The organism is Lacticaseibacillus hulanensis, assembly GCF_004010095.1.
GTDB classification, from domain to species: Bacteria; Bacillota; Bacilli; order Lactobacillales; family Lactobacillaceae; genus Lacticaseibacillus; species Lacticaseibacillus hulanensis.
The window spans coordinates 15361-35219 of the sequence record NZ_RRYD01000003.1 but is presented as its reverse complement, the minus strand read 5'-3'; the positions used below and the strand labels follow the sequence as shown (position 1 = coordinate 35219).

The window sequence follows — 19859 nt, the reverse complement described above, 5'->3', positions numbered from 1 at the left end:
GCAGTGATGGATTCTTAGCAGAAAGGACAAAACGATGGCAGAAAGTTTCGAGCAGGCGGCGACCGAACTGGCCGCACTGCGCAAGCAAATCAATGGTTGGCGGGATGAGTATTACACCCGCGATGCGCCGTCAGTCACCGATGCGGAGTACGATCAGAAGTACCGGCGGCTTGAGGAATTGGAAGCCCAGTTCCCCGAATTAGTGACGTCTGATTCACCGACACAGCTGGTGGGGGATGCCGTGCTGCCGGACTTCGGCAAGGTCGAGCACCCGGTGCCGATGCTGTCGATGGGGGATGTCTTCTCGCTTGAAGAACTTGGCGGCTGGATTGACCACCTGAACGCCGATGCCGAGCGCGACCTCGAGTACAACGTCGAGCTCAAAATCGACGGGCTGTCCTTGGCGCTCGAATACACCGACGGCAAGCTCGTGCGGGCGTCCACCCGCGGCAACGGGCGCATTGGCGAGGACGTGACGGCGAATGTTCGCCAGATTGCCGACGTGCCGCAGACTTTGCCGGCGCCCCTGACGATTGAGGTGCGCGGTGAGTGCTACATGCCCAAGGCGGCGTTTGCGGCGCTGAACAAGCAGCGCGAGGCCGACGGGGAAACCACCTTCGCCAACCCGCGCAATGCGGCGGCGGGGTCGCTGCGGCAGCTGGACGCGCAGATTACAAAGAAGCGCCAGCTAGCCACCTTCATCTACACGCTCATGGATCCGGCCAGTTTTGGCGTTACCACCCAAAAAGAGGCGATTGCGTACATGGCGAGCCTCGGCTTTGCCACCAACCCGAGTTCGCAGGCCCTAAGCAACCTGACCGAGATTGATGAATACATCACCAAGTACACGGCCGACCGGGATGCGCTCAGTTACGGCATCGATGGCATCGTGCTCAAGGTGAACGACCTGCACCTGCAGGAAGAACTCGGCGCCACGGTCAAGGTGCCGCGGTGGGAAATTGCGTACAAGTTCCCGCCTGAAGAATCTGCCACCGTTGTCCGCGACATCGAGTGGACGGTCGGGCGCACCGGCGTCGTGACCCCAACGGCGGTGATGGATCCGGTGCAACTGGCCGGCACCACCGTTAGCCGCGCCACGCTGCACAACCCGGACTTTATTGCGGCCAAGGATATTCGCATCGGTGACACCGTCGACCTGCACAAGGCCGGGGACATTATCCCCGAAGTTGCGCGCGTCGTCCTCAGCAAACGCCCCGCGGATTCAGTGCCGTACGTTGCCCCCACCAATTGCCCATCGTGCACCGCCAAGCTGGTGCACATTGAAGATGAGGTGGCGCTGCGGTGCATCAACCCGCTGTGCCCGGCGCAGGTGCAGGAACAGCTGACGCACTTCGCCAGTCGGCCCGCGATGAACATTGACGGCCTCGGCCCGAAGATCATTGCGCAGCTGCAGGCCAAGCACCTGGTTGCGGATGTGGCCGATTTGTACACTCTGACCGCCGACGATTTGGCCCAACTTGATAAGTTTAAGGAAAAATCCATTAACAACCTCTTGCATTCGATTGCCGGTAGCCGCGATAATTCACTAGAACGGTTATTGACCGGGCTCGGGATTCGGCACGTCGGCGCCAAGGCTGCGGCCGTTCTCGCCGAGCATTTCGGCGACATCGACACGCTGATGGCGGCGGACGAGGAAACCGTGGCCGCCGTTGACGGGGTGGGGCCAATTATCGCCCGCACCCTGACCCAGTACCTGGCGCGGCCCGAAACCCGCGAACTGATTGAGCAGCTGCGCGCGTCCGGCGTGAACCTGCGTTACAATGGGCAGGTGGCGCCGGTCGCCACTGATTCACCTGTGAGCGGCAAGACGGTGGTCATCACCGGGAAGTTCGCCGAGTGGTCGCGCAGTGATTTGACGAACCGGCTCAAGGAGCTGGGCGCCAAGGTCACCGGCAGCGTGTCCAAGAAGACGGATTTGCTCATTGCGGGCACGGACGCCGGCAGCAAGCTGACCAAGGCCCAGAACCTGGGCACCCAGATTATGACGGAATCCGAACTACAAACAAACTTGTTTGGTGATTCGCCAAAGAGCTAATCAGGCCCCGCAATGCGGCGGCGTACAAGAAAGGTTTAGGATGAAGAATACACTGAAACTGATTCTGACCGGGGCGGTCGTATTGCTCCTGGCCGGATGTGGCAAATTAAATTTCAATGCTGATGGCGGCAGCGGGAGTACTTCCACCAAGGCCGGATCATTCACCACGACGGGGACAACCACGGCGGGCACCTACCAGGGGATTATCCAGGGCGGGCGCTACCAAACCTCCAAGTCGCGCGGACTCACGCTCACCCAGAATAACCAGAACGGGAACACGTTCAACGTTCGCAGCATGGAGAATGGCCTGCAGACGCTGGCGCAGAAGGAATTCGCCACCGACAAGTACTACTTCGAAGAGGGCCAGCTCCTGAGCACCGCCACCACCGAATCGTGGCTGGCGCGGCAAAAGGGCAAGTACTCCGGGAAGAAGGACGAGGACGCATTCGCCGACAACGCGCAGGGGCTGAACCCAGCCAAGAACAAGTACAACGACACCGACGCGAACAAGCGGGCCCCAATTTACCTCCAGCAGATTCTGGAGCAGGATTACATGGTCAAGAGCGGTAATAGTTTCAAGCTGGGCGGCGTGGCCATCGCGCTAGGGATGAACTCCGTTGACTACTTCCAAAAGGAGAAGTACGGGGCGACGTTCCAGACCAATATCAGCACGCCGCAACTGACGGCGAAGGGCAAAGAGATGGCGGCCAAGGTCATCGAACGCTTCCGGCGCATGAAGAAGGTCGGGAATGACACGCCAATCGTCGTCGGCATCTACAAGCAGACCAAGCAGGATAGCCTGGTTGGCGGCACCTTCGTCAGCTACGTCATCTCGAAGTCCGGCACGAGCGTTTCGAACTGGAACGGGGTAGATGAGAAGAACGAGGTCCTGCCGGTCGTTAACGGCAACAAGCCGATTAACAGCACGGTGGCCAACGACTTCAGCGACTTCACGGACCAGGTGAAGAACTTCTTCCCAACGCTTGCTGGCATCACGGCGCAGGTACACTACAAGAACGGTGCGCTGGCGGGGATGAAGATTACGATTAACACCCAGTTCTACGGGCAGACCGAAATCAACAGCTTCACGCAGTACGTTGCCACCGCGGCATCGAAGTACCTGCCGGCGGGCGCGTCGATTGAGATCAGCATTCAATCCGTGCAGGGCATGCAAGCATTCGTTGCGCGGGATGCGGGCGACAAGGCATTCTACACGCACGTGTTTGATTCATACTAAACTAACGAAGCAGGTGTTACCGGCGTTTGGCGGTGGCACCTGTTTTTACGCGTTGCGGGCGGCTGCAAGATGAAAAGTCGCGGCGTTTTGCTTAGCGTTTTTCAATCGTCAGCGTGTTTATGGTAAAATGGTCCAGTATATAGAAAGCGGGGTATGGACATGATTTCCAAGGACGACGTTGCCCACGTTGCACAACTGGCGCGACTACAATTTACCGATGAAGAATTACAGGAATTTACCGGCCAACTCGATGAAATTCTGAACATGGTGGATCAGCTCAGTGAAGTTGACACCACGTACGTTCCCGTCACGACCCAGAACGTGATGCTGGAGAACGTGATGCGCGAAGACAAAGCAACCTTCGTGACACCACGTGCGGACCTGATGAAGAACGCGCCAACTGAAAAGGATGGCCTGATTCAGGTGCCAGCAATTATCGACAAGGAGGAAGACTAGTGGATTACTTTAAGACTAGCATCGACCAGCTGCACGACGACCTTGTCAGCGGGAAGATTACGAGCAGTGAACTGACCAAGGATACCTTTGCCAAGATTGCCGCAATCGACCCCGAAGTCGACGCGTTCCTGGCGCTGAACGAAGACGAAGCAACGAAGCAGGCGGCAAAGGCCGACGCGGATGGCGTGAAGGCCGATTCAACCTTGGCCGGGATTCCGGTTGCCATCAAGGACAACATCGTCACGGATGGCCTGGTGACGACCGCGGCTTCCAAGATGCTGGAAAACTTCGTCCCAATCTATGACGCAACCGCGGTCAAGAAGCTGAAGGACGCCGGGATGGTCATCGTGGGGAAGACCAACATGGACGAATTCGCCATGGGTTCCTCCACGGAGAACTCCCACATGAAGACAACGAAGAACGCCTGGGACCACACCAAGGTTCCTGGTGGTTCGTCAGGTGGTTCCGCAGCCGCTGTTGCTGCGGGTGAAGTGATTGCCGCCCTCGGTTCCGATACCGGTGGTTCCATTCGCCAGCCAGCCGCTTTCAACGGAATTTTCGGATTCAAGCCTAGCTACGGGCGGGTTTCCCGTTGGGGCCTCATCGCCTTTGGGTCCAGTCTTGACGCCATCGGGACGCTGACCCGCTCCGTGCGTGATTCCGCGCACGTGATGAACGCACTCATTGGCCTGGACGAACGCGATAGCACAACGGTACCCCGGCCCGCCGAAGACCTGGGAGCCAAGATTGGCAAGAGCATCAAGGGCATGAAGATTGCCCTGCCTGCCGAATACCTGGGTGAAGGGGTCGATGCCAAGGTTGCTGACCAGATTAAGGCGGCGGCCAAGAAGCTGGAAGAGCTGGGCGCAACGGTCGAAACGGTTAGCCTGCCCCACACGAAGTACGCGGTGCCGGCCTACTACATCATTGCCAGCTCCGAAGCTAGTTCCAACCTCCAGCGGTTCGACGGAATTCGTTACGGGTTCCGCGCCAAGGACGTGAAGAGCCTCGAGGACGTCTACGTCCGCACCCGCTCTGAAGGCTTTGGCGACGAAGTTAAGCGCCGGATTATGCTCGGGACCTTCAGCCTCAGTGCCGGGTTCTACGATGCATACTTCAAGAAGGCAGCTCAGGTCCGCACGCTGATTGCCCGCGATTTTGAGGACGTCTTTGCTGATTACGACCTCATCATCGGACCAACGACGCCAACCACCGCCTTCAAGATTGGCGACAAGGTGACCGACCCACTCACGATGTACATGAACGACATCCTGACGATTCCGGTCAACCTGGCCGGCCTGCCCGCTGCGTCCATCAACGCCGGGTTCGTCGACGGCATGCCGGTTGGCCTCCAGTTCATCGGCAAGGCGTTCGATGAAGCCACAATTTACCAAGCCGCCGCAGCATTTGAAGATGCCACCGACTACAAGCAACTTATTCCAGGGGGGCAGAACTAATGAACTTTGAAACAACAATCGGTCTTGAAGTCCACGTTGAGCTGAAGACCAAAAGCAAGATGTACTCCCCAGCACCAGTATCTTACGGTGCCGAAGCGAACACAAACACGAACATCATCGACTGGGGCTACCCCGGGGTTTTGCCTAGTGTCAACAAGGGTGCTTACTCCCTTGGCCTGATGGTTGCCCTTGCCCTTCATGCCGACATCACCCCGTTCACGCACTTTGACCGGAAGAACTACTTCTACGCCGACAACCCCAAGGCTTATCAGATTACCCAGTCCGAAAAGCCCCTGGCCCGCAACGGCTACGTGGAAATCGAAGTGGATGGGCAGAAGAAGCGCATCGGGATTGAAGAACTCCACATCGAAGAAGATGCCGGGAAGAACACCCACCCAGGCGACGGCTACTCCTACGTCGACCTTAACCGTCAGGGCACGCCACTGATCGAAATCGTGTCGAAGCCTGACATTAAGAGTCCGGAAGAAGCCTACCAGTACCTGGAACAACTGCGCCAAATCGTCCAGTTCACCGGTGCCTCCGACGTCAAGATGGAAGAAGGGTCCATGCGTGTGGACTCCAACCTGTCCGTTGCCCCAATCGGCGCCGACAAGTGGGGGACCAAGACGGAAGTGAAGAACCTGAACTCCTTCAACTATGTCCGCAGTGCGCTGACCTACGAGCAGAAACGCCAGATTGGCATCCTGCTTGCTGGTGGCAGCATTCGGCCCGAAACTCGGCGCTGGGATGAAGCTGGTAAGGAAACCATTCTGATGCGGGTTAAGGAAGGCGCGGACGATTACCGTTACTTCCCAGAACCAGACCTGCCACCAGTGCGGGTCTCCGATGAATGGATTAATGAAGTGCAGGACGCACTGCCAGAAGATCCCGCTCAGCGGCGCAAGCGTTACGTTGAGGAATGGGGTCTGCCAGAATACGATGCCGGCGTTTTGACCACCACCAAGGAAATGTCTGACTTCTTCGAGGCCACCGTTGAGGGTGGAGCTGATCCGAAGCTTGCCTCCAACTACCTGATGGGTGACGTCAACGCGTACATGAACGCCCAGCACCTGGAGCTCGGCGACATCGCGCTGACCCCAGCACACCTGGCATCCATGATTAAGCTGATTAAGGGCGGCACGATTTCCAGTAAGATTGCCAAGAAGGTGATCGTGGAAATCATCAAGAACGACACCGACCCCGAAGCCTGGGTTCGCAGCAAGGGTCTTGTGCAAGAATCCGACCCCGCCGTGCTCACGCCAATCATCACCGACATCCTGGACAACAACCAGCAGAGTATCGATGACTTCCATGCCGGGAAGGACCGCGCCGTTGGGTTCCTTGTCGGTCAGATCATGAAGAAGACCCACGGGCAAGCTAACCCGAAGGTCGTCAACTCGATTCTGAATGCGGAAATAGCTAAGCGTTAATTAGTTAAATAATCCCTAGGTACGCCGCGGCAACTAGCCGGCACGTACCTGGGGATTTTTTTTATTCAGCACCGATTAATTGCAGCACCATGACACTAGCCTAATCGAGAATTAAAATTCGGGGGCAGAAATTGCGCGTATCGTGTATACTAATCTGGTAGAGTTTAACCGGATTCAATAAGCAAACGGGAAGAGACAAGTAGCAATTGGGCCAACGCGACCGGCTGATTGGTTGCTGGCCTTGGCCCGTTAACTAGAGGAGTGATAGCTTGAGGGCACGATTGATTTATAACCCAACCAGTGGGAACGAAGGCATGCGTAAGTACGTTGCCGACATTTTGAACGAAATGGAAAAGGCAGGGTACGAGGCGTCAGCTTTTCAGACCACACCCGAACCATTTTCGGCCAAAAAAGAAGCGGCACGTGCCTGTGCGGCCGGCTTCGACCTCATCGTTGCGGCCGGCGGGGATGGCACCATTAACGAAGTCGTTAACGGGGTCGCACCGGCCAAGAAGCGGCCCAAGATGGCCATCATTCCTGGGGGCACGACCAACGACTACGCCCGGGCGTTGCGGATTCCGCGGGAAGATCCCGTTGCCGCCGCAGCCATCATCGGTAAGGGGCAGACCCTCAAGATGGATATCGGGAAGGCCAACGACAAGTACTTCATGAACATCGCCGGCGGGGGCTCGATGACCGAGTTAACCTACGCGGTGCCGAGTGAATTCAAGTCCGTGTTTGGCTACCTGGCGTACGTGCTTAAGGGGGCAGAAATGCTGCCGGGTATTAAGTCAATTCCGATGCACATCACCTTTGACGACGGTGAATACAACGGGCCAGCGTCCATGTTCCTTGTTGGCCTGACCAACTCAGTTGGGGGCTTCGAGCAGATTGTGCCAGACGCCGAACTTGGGGATGGCCAGTTCACCGTCATCATCGTGAAGACCGCGAACGTGGTTGAGATGGTACGGCTTATCACGCTGGTTTTCAATGGCGGCAAGCACGTGGACGACCCGAACATCATCTACACCAAGACCAGTCACCTGACCGCCAAGCGTTCCGATGGCGAACCACTCAAGATTAATCTTGACGGTGAATATGGCGGCGACACGCCAATGGAATTCACCAACCTGATGCAGCACATCGAGATGTTCGCCAACGTTGACGCGATTCCGGACAAGAACCTTTCCCAGCACTACGAGACCCAGGATGATGTCGTTAAGGAAGTAGAACACATCTCCCAAAAGGACATTGACGGGGATGTACGAATCGGATAAGTAGGGCGGATTGGTTGGAATGGGCGAATGAACGTGCAGTAGTAGTTTGCCGTTGAAATTATTTAAAAAGATGCGTGTTTCCAGATGGTTGACTGGGAACACGCATTTTTTGACTAGTTGATTGGTAGAAAGCTGAATATATCCACTTGCTAGCAGTCTGCTGACATATAGCTAATTGTTGACAAGAATTAATCAGCCTCAGGATTGCAATAATTAATCCCTGAAGGTTTGTCGCGACCACCCTACTCGTGTAGAGCAGGATGATTGCCACATCACCCCACTGGGTATACAATGGAACCGTAAAGTGAGGTGTACCGCCATGGATACTAAGAAAAATTTTGGCCGCATAAATGCCCGCATCGATCCCGAACTAAAAGCAGAAGGGGACGCGGTGCTGAGTGAACTAGGATACACGCCAAGCACGCTCATTACTGTTTTGTATAAGACTATCGTTCGCAACAAGGCTATTCCCCGCGACATGACCATGTTAGACCCGCTCGATGTGGCTACTGCTAAGGCACATGCTGAGATTGAAAATGGCGACTATGACGAATTCGATAACGTAGACGACTGGTACAAGGATTTAACCGACAATGAGAGTTAAGCAAGCCCGCGCAATGCAGCATCGTGGTGCAGACTTAGACTTGCTACGTGATGCCGTTGTCGCAATCTCAGCCGCCGACCACGCCAGACTGGTAGCCTTATCCGATCATGCGTTGAAGGGTGCATATAAGGGTGATAGGGAGCTGCATGTGGGTGGATTAGGCGACTGGCTGTTAAGATACCGTGTTGACGGTGATTGTATCACGCTACTATTACTAGCAACGGGAACACATCGTGAGGTTTTGGGGATTGAATGAATTACATGGTAAATTTTACCTAGCCGAGAAAAATCAGTGAATCGTAGGGACGCATCCCCAGGGGTGTGTCTTTTTTTCTCAGCGCAGTCGAAAACAAGAAACCATCCACCTGTTTCTGGAAAGTTGAGGTCACCACTGGATAGTCAAGCCTAGACGCATAATACTGAGATTGACGTTCGTTACAATTCAGGCCGGAACTAGACATGGCCGCCACCGCATTTTCAGAAACGCCAAAATAAATCCCTGAAAGTTTGTCGCGGCCACCATACTCGTGTAGAATAGACTGAGCATGATTCGGGCGTAATTTATTGTCCGCTACACCATGCCAGACAAGGTGCCTGATTGACCGGAACATTCTCGTTAGCTTAAACTTAGCGGCCGTGCCCCGAGCAAGCGAATCACCGTTCCGCTCTGGGGCTGCATCGTGTTTGTTATTGAACTATTCGCGGCTGGCCGTTTTCACGATTGTGGATACGCCGAGGCTGCACGCACGCGCGGAATGCGCGGAAAGGATTTTACATGGCACAATTAGCCAAGAACCAAGAATTGGAAGTCACCATCGACGACCTGACGTACGAGGGTCTCGGGGTAGCGAAGGTGGACGGATACCCGCTGTTCATCGAAAACGCACTTCCAGGTGAAGTCGCACTGGTGCACGTCATCAAGGTGCAAAAACAGTACGGCTTTGCTTTCGTTAAGGAACTGCGTAAGGTTTCTGCCGACCGGGTTGAAATTAAAGACAAGGCGTACACCCAGACCGGCATCGCGCCACTGCAGCACCTGGCTTACCCAGCCCAGCTGAAGTTCAAGCAAAACCAGATTGTCCAGTTGTTCAAGAAGCAGCACCTGGATATTGACGTTCTGCCAACCATCGGCTCACCACTGACCACGGGCTACCGCAACAAGGCCCAGGTGCCGGTGCGTGAGGTGAACGGCCAGCTTGAAACCGGCTTTTACAAGCGCCGCAGTCACGTGCTGCTGCCAATTGAGAACTTCTACATTCAAGATCCCGAGATTGACAAGGCAATCGTGGTCGTGCGGGACCTGCTGCGGAAGTACTTTGTTCCCGCTTATGATGAGATGAAGAATAAGGGTGTGGTGCGCCACATCATGGTCCGGCGTGGTTACTACACCAAGCAGATGATGATTGTGCTCGTGACCCGCACCAGCAAGTTGCCAATGATGCACCAGCTGGTTGAGGCCATTACCGCGGCCCTGCCAGAAGTGACCAGCATCATCCAGAACATTAACGGCGAGAAGACCAACGTGATCCTGGGCGACAAGTCCCGGACCATCTACGGCAAGGGTTACCTGGAAGACAAGCTGCTGGGCAGCACCTTCCGCATTTCACCCCTTAGCTTCTACCAGGTTAACCCAGTGCAAACCGAGACGCTGTACACCAAGGCGATTGAAGCCGCTGAATTAACCGGTAAGGAAACCGTCATCGATGCTTACTCCGGGATTGGGACGATTTCGCTCACCATGGCGCGCCACGCCAAGCACGTTTACGGGGTCGAAATTGTGCCCGAAGCCGTGAACGACGCGCGCGTTAACGCGGAGATTAACCACATCGACAACACCACCTTCGTGACCGGTAAGGCCGAAGACGTGATGACCAAGTGGAAGGACGAGGGCCTTGCTGCCGACGTACTGATGGTTGACCCACCACGCAAGGGTCTGGCCCCAGAATTCAAGGCCGCGGTTGGCGTAATGTTGCCCAAGAAGGTTGTTTACGTTTCCTGCAACCCAGCAACGCTTGCCCGCGACATCAAGGAACTGGAAGCATTCGGCTACACTGCTAAGCAGACGCAGCCGGTGGACATGTTCCCCCAAACCCAGCACGTTGAATCAGTGACCGTGCTCACACTTAACTAAAGCGCCACGCAAAAAGCCAGCCCAAATGGACTGGCTTTTTGCATACATAGAATAATTGCAATTACTTGTACTTTTGGCTGTCAAGCATCCACGCCAGGGCGAGCGCGCCGGGGCCGATGTGGGTGGTAATCGCCGGGCCCAGGAAGGTCCGGGTGAAAGAAATCTTCGGGAAGTCCTTTTGCAGCTTGGCCTGCCATAGGTCCGCTTCCTGCTGAGCGCCGGAATCGATGACCCACGCCTTGATTGGGTAGTCCTTATCCTTGACCGCGGCGGTGAACAGTTCCTCGATGCGCGCGTAGGCCCGCGCGGCGGTGCGGACCTTTTCGGCGACGACAATGCGGTGCTCCTCATTGAACGTGAGGAGCGGCTTGATGCGCAACATGCCGCCAACAAAGCCGGCCGTGCTGCTGAGGCGCCCGCCGCGAACCAGGTGCTGGAGGTCATTGACCATGAAGTATTCACCGGTGCTGGCGCGCAGCACGTCCAGTTCGGCGGTGATTTCTTCCAGGCTGGCACCGGCCTTGGCCATGCGCCCGGCCACGAGCACCATTTCGCCCATCATGGCCACCGTGATTTGGGAATCGTAGACCACGATGTTCTGGTCCTTAATCTGCTGGGCCGCGGCGGAGATGGTGCTGTTGATCCCCGAGATGGTGGCGGACAGGAAGACACAAAGCACGGTGTCGTAGCCCTTCGCCTTGAGTTCGTCGAAGGTGCTGAGCACGTCACCGAGGCGCGGTTGGGACGTGTGCGGGAAGCTCTTGGCCGTCTTGAGTTTCGCCCAGAACTCCTCGGGGGTAATGTCGACCCCTTCGTTGTAGGTCTGATCATCCAAAATGATTGGGGTGGTCACAATCCGGATGGGGAGGCCCGCGATTTGGTCGGGCATCAGGTAAGCAGTACTATCTGTAATTACGGCAATTTTCATTAATTAAGCCCAACTTTCTCCAATACAAGAAATACCATTAGTTTCAATTTTAAGCATTTTTGGTGGAAAACACAAAGAAGTTAGGGGAAAACTTTGGGCGGCGTCATGACCCAGGGTTATTTAGCGACCGTCAGTTAATGGCGGGTGGTCACCGCGACCGGCTTGCAGCAATACTTGTGAATTTTAGGTAAGCGCTTTGTTTTTCACCGCGGCAAGTTGGTACAATTAGGATAGAAGATGAATTGTGGTGAAGGAGGGATAATATGGCGAACTTCGGGCACGCCCGTAATGGGCTCAGCGGGTTGCGGCGGCGACTGGACCAGCTTGATGCCAGCCAGTTGCCGTTAGCGGATGTGCATGCAAGTGGGCAGATGAAGGCGCTGCTCGTGCTGCGGCGGACACTTGCGCGGTACAACGGCGCGAACGTCTCAAGTCGCTCGGCGTCCATTACTTACTACGGTTTTTTGAGTCTGTTCCCGATTCTGATTACGGTGGGGAACTTGCTGCCGGTGTTCGGGCTGAAGTACGCCAGCATTGCCGCCTACCTGGACCAACTGGTACCCGCGAGCATCCTCAAGTGGCTGAACCCCATCATTCAGAACCTGTTGTCCGGGGCCAGTGGCGGGGTCCTGTCGGTTGGGGCGATTGCGACGCTGTGGGCGGCCACCGTGGGCATCAACGAGCTGAAGCGCGGGTACAACAGTATCTATGAGGTTAAGCCGCAGCGGAATTTCCTGGTGGGACGCGTGGTGGGGATGCTGGTCATCATCATGGTGGTGGCAGCCCTCGCACTCGTGATGCTGGCCTTCACCTTTGGGACACAGTTTCTAGACTGGCTGGTGCCACTGCTGGGCCTTGATACCGGCTGGATCAGCGCCTTTAACACGTTGAAGTGGCCGGTCGCGCTGGTGGCGATGTTCGCGGCCATCGTCCTGATTAACTTCTTCATGCCCAGTGTGCGGCTGCACTTCCTGACGATTCTGCCGGGCAGCGTCTTCACCGTCATCACCTGGATGGCACTGGCGCAGCTGTTCTCGCTTTACATGCGGTACTTCGGGACCAGGTACAGCTCGTACGGCACGCTGGGTTCCATCATGGTGCTGCTCCTCTGGCTGAATTTTTCGGTGTCGCTCCTGCTGCTCGGTGCGGTGCTCAACGCGGAAGTGGCGGAATATCATTACGGTGAGGCAAAAGAACGCGTCGGGATTGTCGAACGTGTCCGGGACCATATCGACGACTGAGTTATAAATAAATTGGTATACCAGCGCTTGAACCGCGGGACAATGGTGATGTCTGGGAGGGTGTTCGTAATTTGTCATGTGACGTATATTCGCATACGCATCAAACGTGACGTAAATGCCGGTGTGATTGACAAAGTGGCTGGGTGCAGTGTATAATTTTCACTATCAATAAGAAAGGAGATTCTTAAATACGTAACTGATAGCCGAATTCATGATTGATATCCGTATTTATCCACGGGGCTTTTGCCCGCAGTGGTGATTCACCAAATATTGGTATACGTCGTGATGCCGGCTTGTGACCGCCTGCAAGCTGCAGGTACTTAGAAACCGGAGGGAAAATATGCGAATTTTAGTAACTTTGGAAAACGTCAAAATGGACGGCGTCAAGCGTGCCACCACGGTACTTGGCAACTCGCTGGCCGATTGTGAGGATGTGTGGTTCTACTCATTGGCCGATGCCCCAGCGTATTTTGAATTGGGGGCACCGCTGCTCATCGCGAATCCACCCGCGTCCCCGGAACTGGCAAACTTCTTCGGTGCGCACCCGTATTCGGTATACGGCCCGCAGATTGCGGACATGGTGCGGCGCATTGAGGAACTGGCCATCGACACGGTGATTTTGCCGGCGGGTCTGCTGACGAGTTTTGCGCCACTGATTAAAGAGGCGGTACCGGATGTCACGCTGATTGGCTGGATGCACAATAATTTCCAGACCTACATGCAGGATTACTACCAGCAGATGCAGGCGGAATTCGTCGCCGGACTCCAAGCGGTTGACCGCCTGGTGGTGCTGACCGAGCCGGACTTGCGCGATTATTCCAAGTACAACGCGAACACGGTCAAGATTTACAACCCGATGACGCTGACGCCAAGCGCCCACGCGGACCTGGATAGTCACATCATTGCGTTCACGGCGCGCATCGCGATTCAGCACAAGGGCATTGACCTGTTGCTCCAGTCGGCACGCTTCTTGGCGCCGGGCTGGAAAATTGCGATGGCGGGCAGCGGCACACCGGAAGACATGGCTGAGTTCAACCGCCTGCAGGACGAATACGGTGTCCGTGACCGCATCATTTACCGCGGCGCCCTGCACGATGAGGAACTGAGCCAGCACTACGCGAGCGCGTCAATCTTTGTTTCCACCTCGCGCTGGGAAGGCATGCCGCTGGTGATTGGTGAGGCGATGGCGGAAGGGTTGCCAGTTGTGGCAATGGGCAACACTGGTTCCGCGGAGTTCATTGGCGCCGACGATTACGGCGTGTTGACCAAGCCGAAGAGTGTGGCCCACTTCATCGCCAGCCTGAACGCGATGACCCGCAGCCGCAGCATGCGTGCATACTACGCGCAGCAATCGCTGAAGCGCGCGGCGGACTTCAACCAGGATCAGATTACCATGCAGTGGGTCAACCTGCTGAAGACCGCCGACGCAGTAATGGCGCAAACCGCCTAGACGTGAGTACAGAAGGGTTACTACGGATGACGTAGACAAATGGTTAGTGGTACTTTAGGCCACAGGAACCATATTCAAAAGGGTAAAATAGGAAAAATGAATAAAGCAAATTGTATCCCGCGATGAACGCCCCTAGCGTCACGCGGGATATTTTAGTTACTCTAGCGCGCTGGCGCGCGTAGAGTAACTTAACTCGTAGGCGATAGCCGCAGATACTTCCTTTATCGCCACTTGCGCGCTGGCGCGCTTAGTGGCACTTAACTCGTAGGCAACAGCCGCAGATACTTCCTCTTTTACTCTAGCGTGCTCGCACGCGTAGAGTAACTTAACTCGTAGGCGGCAGCCGCAGCCACTTCCCCTCCCGTCCCCAGCATTCCATTGCCCCAAATCTTAAGTTTCAACCACGACTGCCATCACCCTCCGCCACTCACCGCCAAACCTGCTATCATATCGATAAACAGTAAAATATCGATAAACGATAAGAACTTGGAGGCTGTCCGCATGTTGATACCGGATTTTGATCACTGGGCCATATTTAGAAAAGCAATTAGGGTGCGTCATGCGCCATCGTGGTGGTACACACTGCGAACTTTGGTGGTGTTAATGTTTGTGGTTATCGCATTCCTCCTGATTTGGCTTGCGACAGCTATGTATGAATCGGCCAACGATATGTGGCTGAGAGCTTTGTGGTTCAGCGTCAGGATGGATTGGGCCTGGTTGACCATGATGTTTTCGCAGCCAGGCAATGTGCTCGGCATTTTTGGCGTCACGCTGCTTTTGAGCCATTTGCTTCTTGGTTACTATTTGGTTGCCGCGGTGCACGATTATTTTTTGCGCCGGCGTCTATTCAGTGAACTAGTCGAGGGGGTGGCGCGGCTGCGGTACATCGGCCAGCTGGAAAATGAGGTCGTGTACAGTCTGACCGATACGCGCGGTAGTCGCTACGAATTGCGGTGCCACAGTAATCCAGCTGAATCGGCGGCGCCCAAGTAGTGCCGAGCGGTCAGCCACGGGGACGGTGGTTGCCGGTGATGTAGCGTAAACCTTGTTATCTTTTTCACGACACTCTCAATAGCGCTTACAAGAAGCCGCTTTCGTGGTAACATAGACGTAGGGAGTCGGGCTCAATGCCGGGGAATCGGCAAATTCTGCCCGTCAGCCAGCGCGTTTTGGCAAAAATCTACGCGTTGAGAGGGGTTCATATGACAGTAATTGCAGTTTCTGACATTCATGGGAGCATGACCGTAATGGGTCATTTGCGGCGGATGCAGGCTAAGTACCCGGATGCGGTCACCGTTTTTTGCGGCGACTACATTGATGGGCACCCGCACGCGGCGGAAGTGTTGCAGTGCATTATGCGGCAGGTGGCGGACAAGCGTGCCTTCGCGATTCTCGGCAATCATGATCAAATGCTGCTGGACTATTTGCGCGATGACGGGAACCGGCCTGGCTGGTTCATGAACGGTGGGGACCAAACCGTGGCGTCGATGGTGCACGCAGCAACGGGCAAGGACATGCCACCCGAAAGCCCGGAGAGCCGCCACGTCATGATTGACAAGTACACGGAGACCGGCGAATTCATCGCGAAGCTGCCGACGATGTGTGTTTATGGCAAAATGATTTTCGTCCACGCCGGCTTCGACCTCAGCAAAGCCGATCCGCTGCGTGACACCAGTCAGAGTGACCGGGTGTGGATTCGTGAAGATTACATCTACCGTAGCGACCGGTCCGAGGCGATTTTTGCCCACAATCCGTTCAACTACACCCTCGTTACGGGGCACACGCCGACCGGGCTCATCAAGGGCCGTTACGATGGGGGCGACACCTACATCGAAGCCGAGTTCCCGCACTGCCCAATCCTGACCGTCAAGTACGACGACGAGGCACCGCGGTACTTCATCGACGGCGGGGTGCACTCTGGCCGTCCAGAAAACCAGGGCAACATCGCCGTGTTCGATGAAGAAACCGGCCTGCTGATTGACAGCCTGCAAACTAATCCTTAAGGGCCAAGACAAAACCACCACCAGCTGTGATGAATGCAAACAGCTGATGGTGGTTTTGTGTTGTTAGTAGAATTTAATCGAAGTGAGTGGCCAGTACCGCATTACGACCACGGACTGGATGTTTTCCTTGGGCACGAAGCCGAAGTCGGTGCTGTCGTGGGAAATAATCCGGTTATCCCCCATCACGAAGTAGTGACCGGCTGGCACCCGGTGCGTGTGGGTGCTGGCGAGGGTGTCCAGGCTGAAATCTTCGGTGAAGTACTTCTCGGTGAGGCCCTTGCTCATGTTGTACCGCTTGAGTGCGGCGTCCGAGAACGCCTTGTCGAGGTATGGCTGGGCGACCTTCTTGCCGTTGACGTAGAGCTTGTCGTGCTTGCTCTCAACCGTGTCGCCGGGGAGCCCGATGACGCGCTTAATGTAGAGCTCGCGGTCCTTTAAGGGCACCAGACTGTCGCCGTTGAACAGCTTCCCGTTACCGACGAAGGTGATGTTCGCTATATCTGACTGGTGCTTGGCCAAATATTCCTTCGATGCGCGGTCGGGTGCGTGCAGGACGACAATCGAGTTCCGCTTGACGTTCTTGTGCTGGAGCGAAATCATCCGGTCGCCGGTGCTGAGGCCGGGTTCCATGGACGGGCCCGTGACGGTGTCTTTGCTGACGACGAACGTCATGACGAGCATGGTCGCCACAAAGACAACAATCGCGAAGATAATCAGTTGGAACCACGACAAATCTTTCTTCGGTGGTCGTGGTCGTTTCAATTCCGAGTCCATGGGCATTCCCTCCAGTTTTCATTCTAAATCTATCACAAAGATGAAGCGTTTTAAATGCAATTGAGGGTAAAAAATGGCAGGATGTTATGGAAAAATTGCGTTAGGCAGATTAACTGCCAAAAACCATAGGGCGGGCCGCGCTTCAGTGCTAGAATTAAGCAAATAGCATTAGCAAAGAAGGACCAGCATGGATAAGGATTTAGTTCAATTTCGTTTAGCAAAGCGCAGCGATTTACCGGCCATTGTTGCGATTTACAACCAAAACATTGCCAGCCATCTGGTGACGGCGGACGTTAAGCCGGTGACCGTCCAGCAGCGCGAGCCGTGGTTTGCCGCGCACACGCCCGAGAAGTGGCCAATGTGGGTTGCCACGACTCGCGGCAAGGTGGTCGGCTGGGTGAGCCTGTCTCAGTGGAACAAGCGCGCGGCCTACGATGGCACCGCGGAAATCAGCATTTACATAGACGCCGCGGCTCGAGGTCAGCACGTTGGCTCACTGGCGGTCAAGTGGGCAGAGGACCACGCGGCGGCAGCCAAGATTAACACCATCATCACGCTGATTATCGGCGCCAACAAACCGAGCATTGGTCTGTTCACCAAACTGGGCTATCAGCAATGGGGCCTGCTTCCGCGCGTGATGCGGTTCACCGACGTGGATCAGGATCTGGTCCTGATGGGTAAGACGCTGGTGTGATGGCTGGAAATTATCATTCAAGGAAATCACCTATTGGGAACTAGGCTTTGTTAGGTATTAATCTTTGTTCAGTATAGTGCTCCGGGTTTTGGCCGGAGGGTCCGGGCTGGGTCGCGGGTGTGGCGCCCAGATTGATGAGTGAGTAGCATCTTTGATGCGTACTCACTCACATGCGCACGCAGTAGCTATGGCAACAAGAATAGAGGTTGTGCCAACCGCGGTTTTTGCGGTTGGCACAGCCTCTATTCTTGTGGGAAAAATTTAGATTTGTGTGAGGAGAATTTGGAATTTGGGTACGAGATAGAACATTCGATTACATGTTAAGTATCATTTATGCGAAATACTAACTGCGACGATGCAAAGCTAAATTTTTAGTCTAGAGACGGCGCTTTTCCGGCTCCAGACGACCGCCACAGCGACCACGGCGAAGCACACCCGCGGCCCAGCCCGGACCCGGAGGCCAAACCCCGGGGGCGCTCAGTGATCAATCTCGAACTCGAAGTAATTAATATCCCCCCGGTACTGCGCAATGGAGTATTCCATCAGCAAGTTGGTGATGGTGTAGCCGTACGTGTGGAAGTAAAACAGCGGGGCACCCTTGCTGACGTGGAGCAGATCCGCAACTTTGCGGCTCGCACTCGTTACCTCCAGCCGGCGCCGCACGCGGGTGACGGGCAGGTAGTGACGGGCCAGCTCCGCATACAGGGACGCGTGGGCGAAGTTCACCGTGGCCAGTGCCGGAATTGGCGCGAGGGGCACGTAGGTGGTGACGAGCACAACGGGTTCCTCGTCGGCAAAGCGCAGGCGGACGAGCTTGTAGACAATCGCGCCGGGCTCGATTTGTAGGTGTTTGGCGATGTGCTCATCGGCCGGGAGCGTGGAGAACTCCAGGACCTTGGTGGAGGTGGTCAGCCCCTTTTCGTGCATCTCCTCGTCGTAGCTCTTGATGATATGTGTGAACTCCTGGGCAATCTTGGTTTGGCAGACCATCGTGCCGCGCTTGCGTTTCTTCTCCAGTAGCCCCTGGTTCACGAGCTCCTGCACGGCCTGGCGCACCGTGGGCCGACTGACGTTGAACTCGGCCGCCAGCTCCATCTCCTTGGGGATGATGGAGCCCATGGGGTAGGTGCCATTCTCGATTCGGTGCTTCAGCTCATTTTCAATGGTTTTGTACTTAGGAACACTCATTGTTTGACCTCCATGAGCAAAATTATTGGTCTTTAATGCCGCTTAGTCACGCCCGTCGTCAACGTAAATCGTCTTCACGTTGTCGGCGACCATGCGTGCGTGCAGTGCGTCGATAATCTTGACGCCGGAGCTGGTACCGATGCGCTGGGCTCCGGCCGCAATCATCGCGAGGAAGTCGTCCGAGTTGCGGATGCCACCCGCGGCCTTGACCGCGACGTTTGGGCCCACCGTAGCCTTCATCAGCTGCACGTCCTCGATTGTGGCGCCGCTGGGACCGAATCCCGTGGCCGTCTTGATGAAGTCGGGCTGCACGCGCCGTGCAATTAGCGCCACCTGTTTGATCTGGTCCTCACTCAGGTAGCAGTTTTCGAAAATCACCTTGATGGGCACGCCAGCGTCACGGCAAATCTGTGTGAGCCGGCGCATTTCGTCTTCAATGTACGCGTAGTTGCCGGCCAGGACCTCGGTGATGTTGATGACGTAATCAATCTCGTTGGCGCCGTTCTTGAGTGCGTCGCGCGTTTCGAATTCCTTGGCCTCGATGCTGGTCTGGCCGAGCGGAAAGGCAATCGCGGCGCCCGTGTCAATGTCGGTGCCGGCCAGCAACTGGCTGCACAGCGCCGATTGGACCTGATTCACGGCGACCATCTTGAAGTGGTACTCTTGCGCTTCTGTGCACAACTTGACCATGTCCGCGTGCGTCGCGTTCGGGTGCAGGTTCGTGTGGTCAATGAGGCGGGCAAAATCGTCTAGGGTGTATTCTGACATCGGGTGTTCCTCCTTAATTAAACGGCGGTTCTGACATTAGGTTATTACGTATATATGTTACCGTCTAATTGTTATTTCGTCAAAGCGCTTACATAAAATCGCCATCAAAAATTTAAGTTGGCGCAAAAAAGGTGCATTTGCGCAACAAATTGTGCACGTTTTCAC

General features: G+C 55.5%; 18 protein-coding genes. 14 read left to right on the top strand and 4 right to left on the bottom strand.

Annotation, left to right across the window (positions count from 1 at the left end; all coding sequences use genetic code 11):
* Positions 1-34: 34 nt before the first annotated feature.
* The 9 genes from ligA (at position 35) to rlmD (ending at position 10648) form a co-directional block, all read left to right on the top strand.
* The gene (gene ligA / locus EKN00_RS01495; RefSeq protein ID WP_127848372.1) at positions 35-2056 is read left to right on the top strand and encodes an NAD-dependent DNA ligase LigA; all 2022 of its coding nucleotides are present in this window, start codon (positions 35-37) and stop codon (positions 2054-2056) included.
* 40 nt (positions 2057-2096) lie between these two features.
* Positions 2097-3293: a CamS family sex pheromone protein gene (locus EKN00_RS01490; RefSeq protein WP_127848371.1), complete on the top strand. Its 1197-nt coding sequence runs from the start codon at positions 2097-2099 to the stop codon at positions 3291-3293.
* A 159-nt stretch (positions 3294-3452) separates the two neighbouring features.
* Positions 3453-3749, top strand: coding sequence for an Asp-tRNA(Asn)/Glu-tRNA(Gln) amidotransferase subunit GatC (gatC, locus tag EKN00_RS01485; protein WP_127848390.1), 297 nt, complete (start codon positions 3453-3455; stop codon positions 3747-3749).
* Positions 3749-5206, top strand: a complete 1458-nt coding sequence (gene gatA / locus EKN00_RS01480; protein WP_127848370.1) for an Asp-tRNA(Asn)/Glu-tRNA(Gln) amidotransferase subunit GatA — start codon at positions 3749-3751, stop codon at positions 5204-5206. The genes gatC and gatA overlap by 1 nt, the downstream gene beginning before the upstream one ends.
* On the top strand, positions 5206-6636 hold the full coding sequence (gene gatB / locus EKN00_RS01475; RefSeq protein WP_127848369.1) for an Asp-tRNA(Asn)/Glu-tRNA(Gln) amidotransferase subunit GatB: 1431 nt from the start codon (positions 5206-5208) through the stop codon (positions 6634-6636). Before gatA ends, gatB begins: the two co-directional genes overlap by 1 nt.
* A gap of 269 nt (positions 6637-6905) precedes the next feature.
* On the top strand, positions 6906-7913 hold the full coding sequence (locus EKN00_RS01470; protein WP_127848368.1) for a diacylglycerol kinase: 1008 nt from the start codon (positions 6906-6908) through the stop codon (positions 7911-7913).
* A 319-nt stretch (positions 7914-8232) separates the two neighbouring features.
* A complete protein-coding gene (locus EKN00_RS01465; RefSeq protein ID WP_127848367.1) occupies positions 8233-8517 on the top strand; it encodes a type II toxin-antitoxin system RelB/DinJ family antitoxin in 285 nt (94 codons plus the stop codon).
* On the top strand, positions 8507-8773 hold the full coding sequence (locus EKN00_RS01460; RefSeq protein ID WP_277749620.1) for a type II toxin-antitoxin system RelE/ParE family toxin: 267 nt from the start codon (positions 8507-8509) through the stop codon (positions 8771-8773). The genes EKN00_RS01465 and EKN00_RS01460 overlap by 11 nt, the downstream gene beginning before the upstream one ends.
* A gap of 519 nt (positions 8774-9292) precedes the next feature.
* The gene (gene rlmD, locus EKN00_RS01455) at positions 9293-10648 is read left to right on the top strand and encodes a 23S rRNA (uracil(1939)-C(5))-methyltransferase RlmD (protein ID WP_127848366.1); all 1356 of its coding nucleotides are present in this window, start codon (positions 9293-9295) and stop codon (positions 10646-10648) included.
* Between the two features lie 61 nt (positions 10649-10709).
* On the opposite strand, the gene EKN00_RS01450 is transcribed toward rlmD, so the two are convergent.
* On the bottom strand, positions 10710-11576 hold the full coding sequence (locus EKN00_RS01450; protein ID WP_127848365.1) for a DegV family protein: 867 nt from the start codon (positions 11574-11576) through the stop codon (positions 10710-10712).
* A gap of 263 nt (positions 11577-11839) precedes the next feature.
* Between EKN00_RS01450 and EKN00_RS01445 the strand changes: the two genes are divergently transcribed.
* From EKN00_RS01445 to EKN00_RS01430, 4 genes are all read left to right on the top strand, one after another.
* Positions 11840-12817, top strand: a complete 978-nt coding sequence (locus EKN00_RS01445) for a YihY/virulence factor BrkB family protein (RefSeq protein ID WP_127848364.1) — start codon at positions 11840-11842, stop codon at positions 12815-12817.
* Positions 12818-13157: 340 nt separating this feature from the next.
* A complete protein-coding gene (locus EKN00_RS01440; protein WP_127848363.1) occupies positions 13158-14267 on the top strand; it encodes a glycosyltransferase in 1110 nt (369 codons plus the stop codon).
* A 717-nt stretch (positions 14268-14984) separates the two neighbouring features.
* Positions 14985-15260, top strand: coding sequence for a hypothetical protein (locus EKN00_RS01435; RefSeq protein WP_127848362.1), 276 nt, complete (start codon positions 14985-14987; stop codon positions 15258-15260).
* 209 nt (positions 15261-15469) lie between these two features.
* Positions 15470-16270, top strand: coding sequence for a metallophosphoesterase (locus EKN00_RS01430; RefSeq protein ID WP_127848361.1), 801 nt, complete (start codon positions 15470-15472; stop codon positions 16268-16270).
* Between the two features lie 63 nt (positions 16271-16333).
* On the opposite strand, the gene lepB is transcribed toward EKN00_RS01430, so the two are convergent.
* The gene (gene lepB, locus EKN00_RS01425; protein ID WP_164847986.1) at positions 16334-17044 is read right to left on the bottom strand and encodes a signal peptidase I; all 711 of its coding nucleotides are present in this window, start codon (positions 17042-17044) and stop codon (positions 16334-16336) included.
* Between the two features lie 187 nt (positions 17045-17231).
* Here lepB and EKN00_RS01420 point away from each other — a divergent pair, with 187 nt between their 5' ends.
* Positions 17232-17738 carry a GNAT family N-acetyltransferase gene (locus EKN00_RS01420; RefSeq protein ID WP_127848359.1) on the top strand — a complete coding sequence of 169 codons (507 nt, stop codon included), beginning with the start codon at positions 17232-17234 and terminating at the stop codon, positions 17736-17738.
* A gap of 477 nt (positions 17739-18215) precedes the next feature.
* Here the strand turns inward: EKN00_RS01420 and EKN00_RS01415 are convergent, their stop codons facing one another.
* Both EKN00_RS01415 and deoC read right to left on the bottom strand, forming a co-directional pair.
* Positions 18216-18926 carry a GntR family transcriptional regulator gene (locus EKN00_RS01415; protein WP_127848358.1) on the bottom strand — a complete coding sequence of 237 codons (711 nt, stop codon included), beginning with the start codon at positions 18924-18926 and terminating at the stop codon, positions 18216-18218.
* A 42-nt stretch (positions 18927-18968) separates the two neighbouring features.
* The gene (gene deoC / locus EKN00_RS01410) at positions 18969-19694 is read right to left on the bottom strand and encodes a deoxyribose-phosphate aldolase (RefSeq protein ID WP_127848357.1); all 726 of its coding nucleotides are present in this window, start codon (positions 19692-19694) and stop codon (positions 18969-18971) included.
* Between the last annotated feature and the right edge of the window lie 165 nt (positions 19695-19859).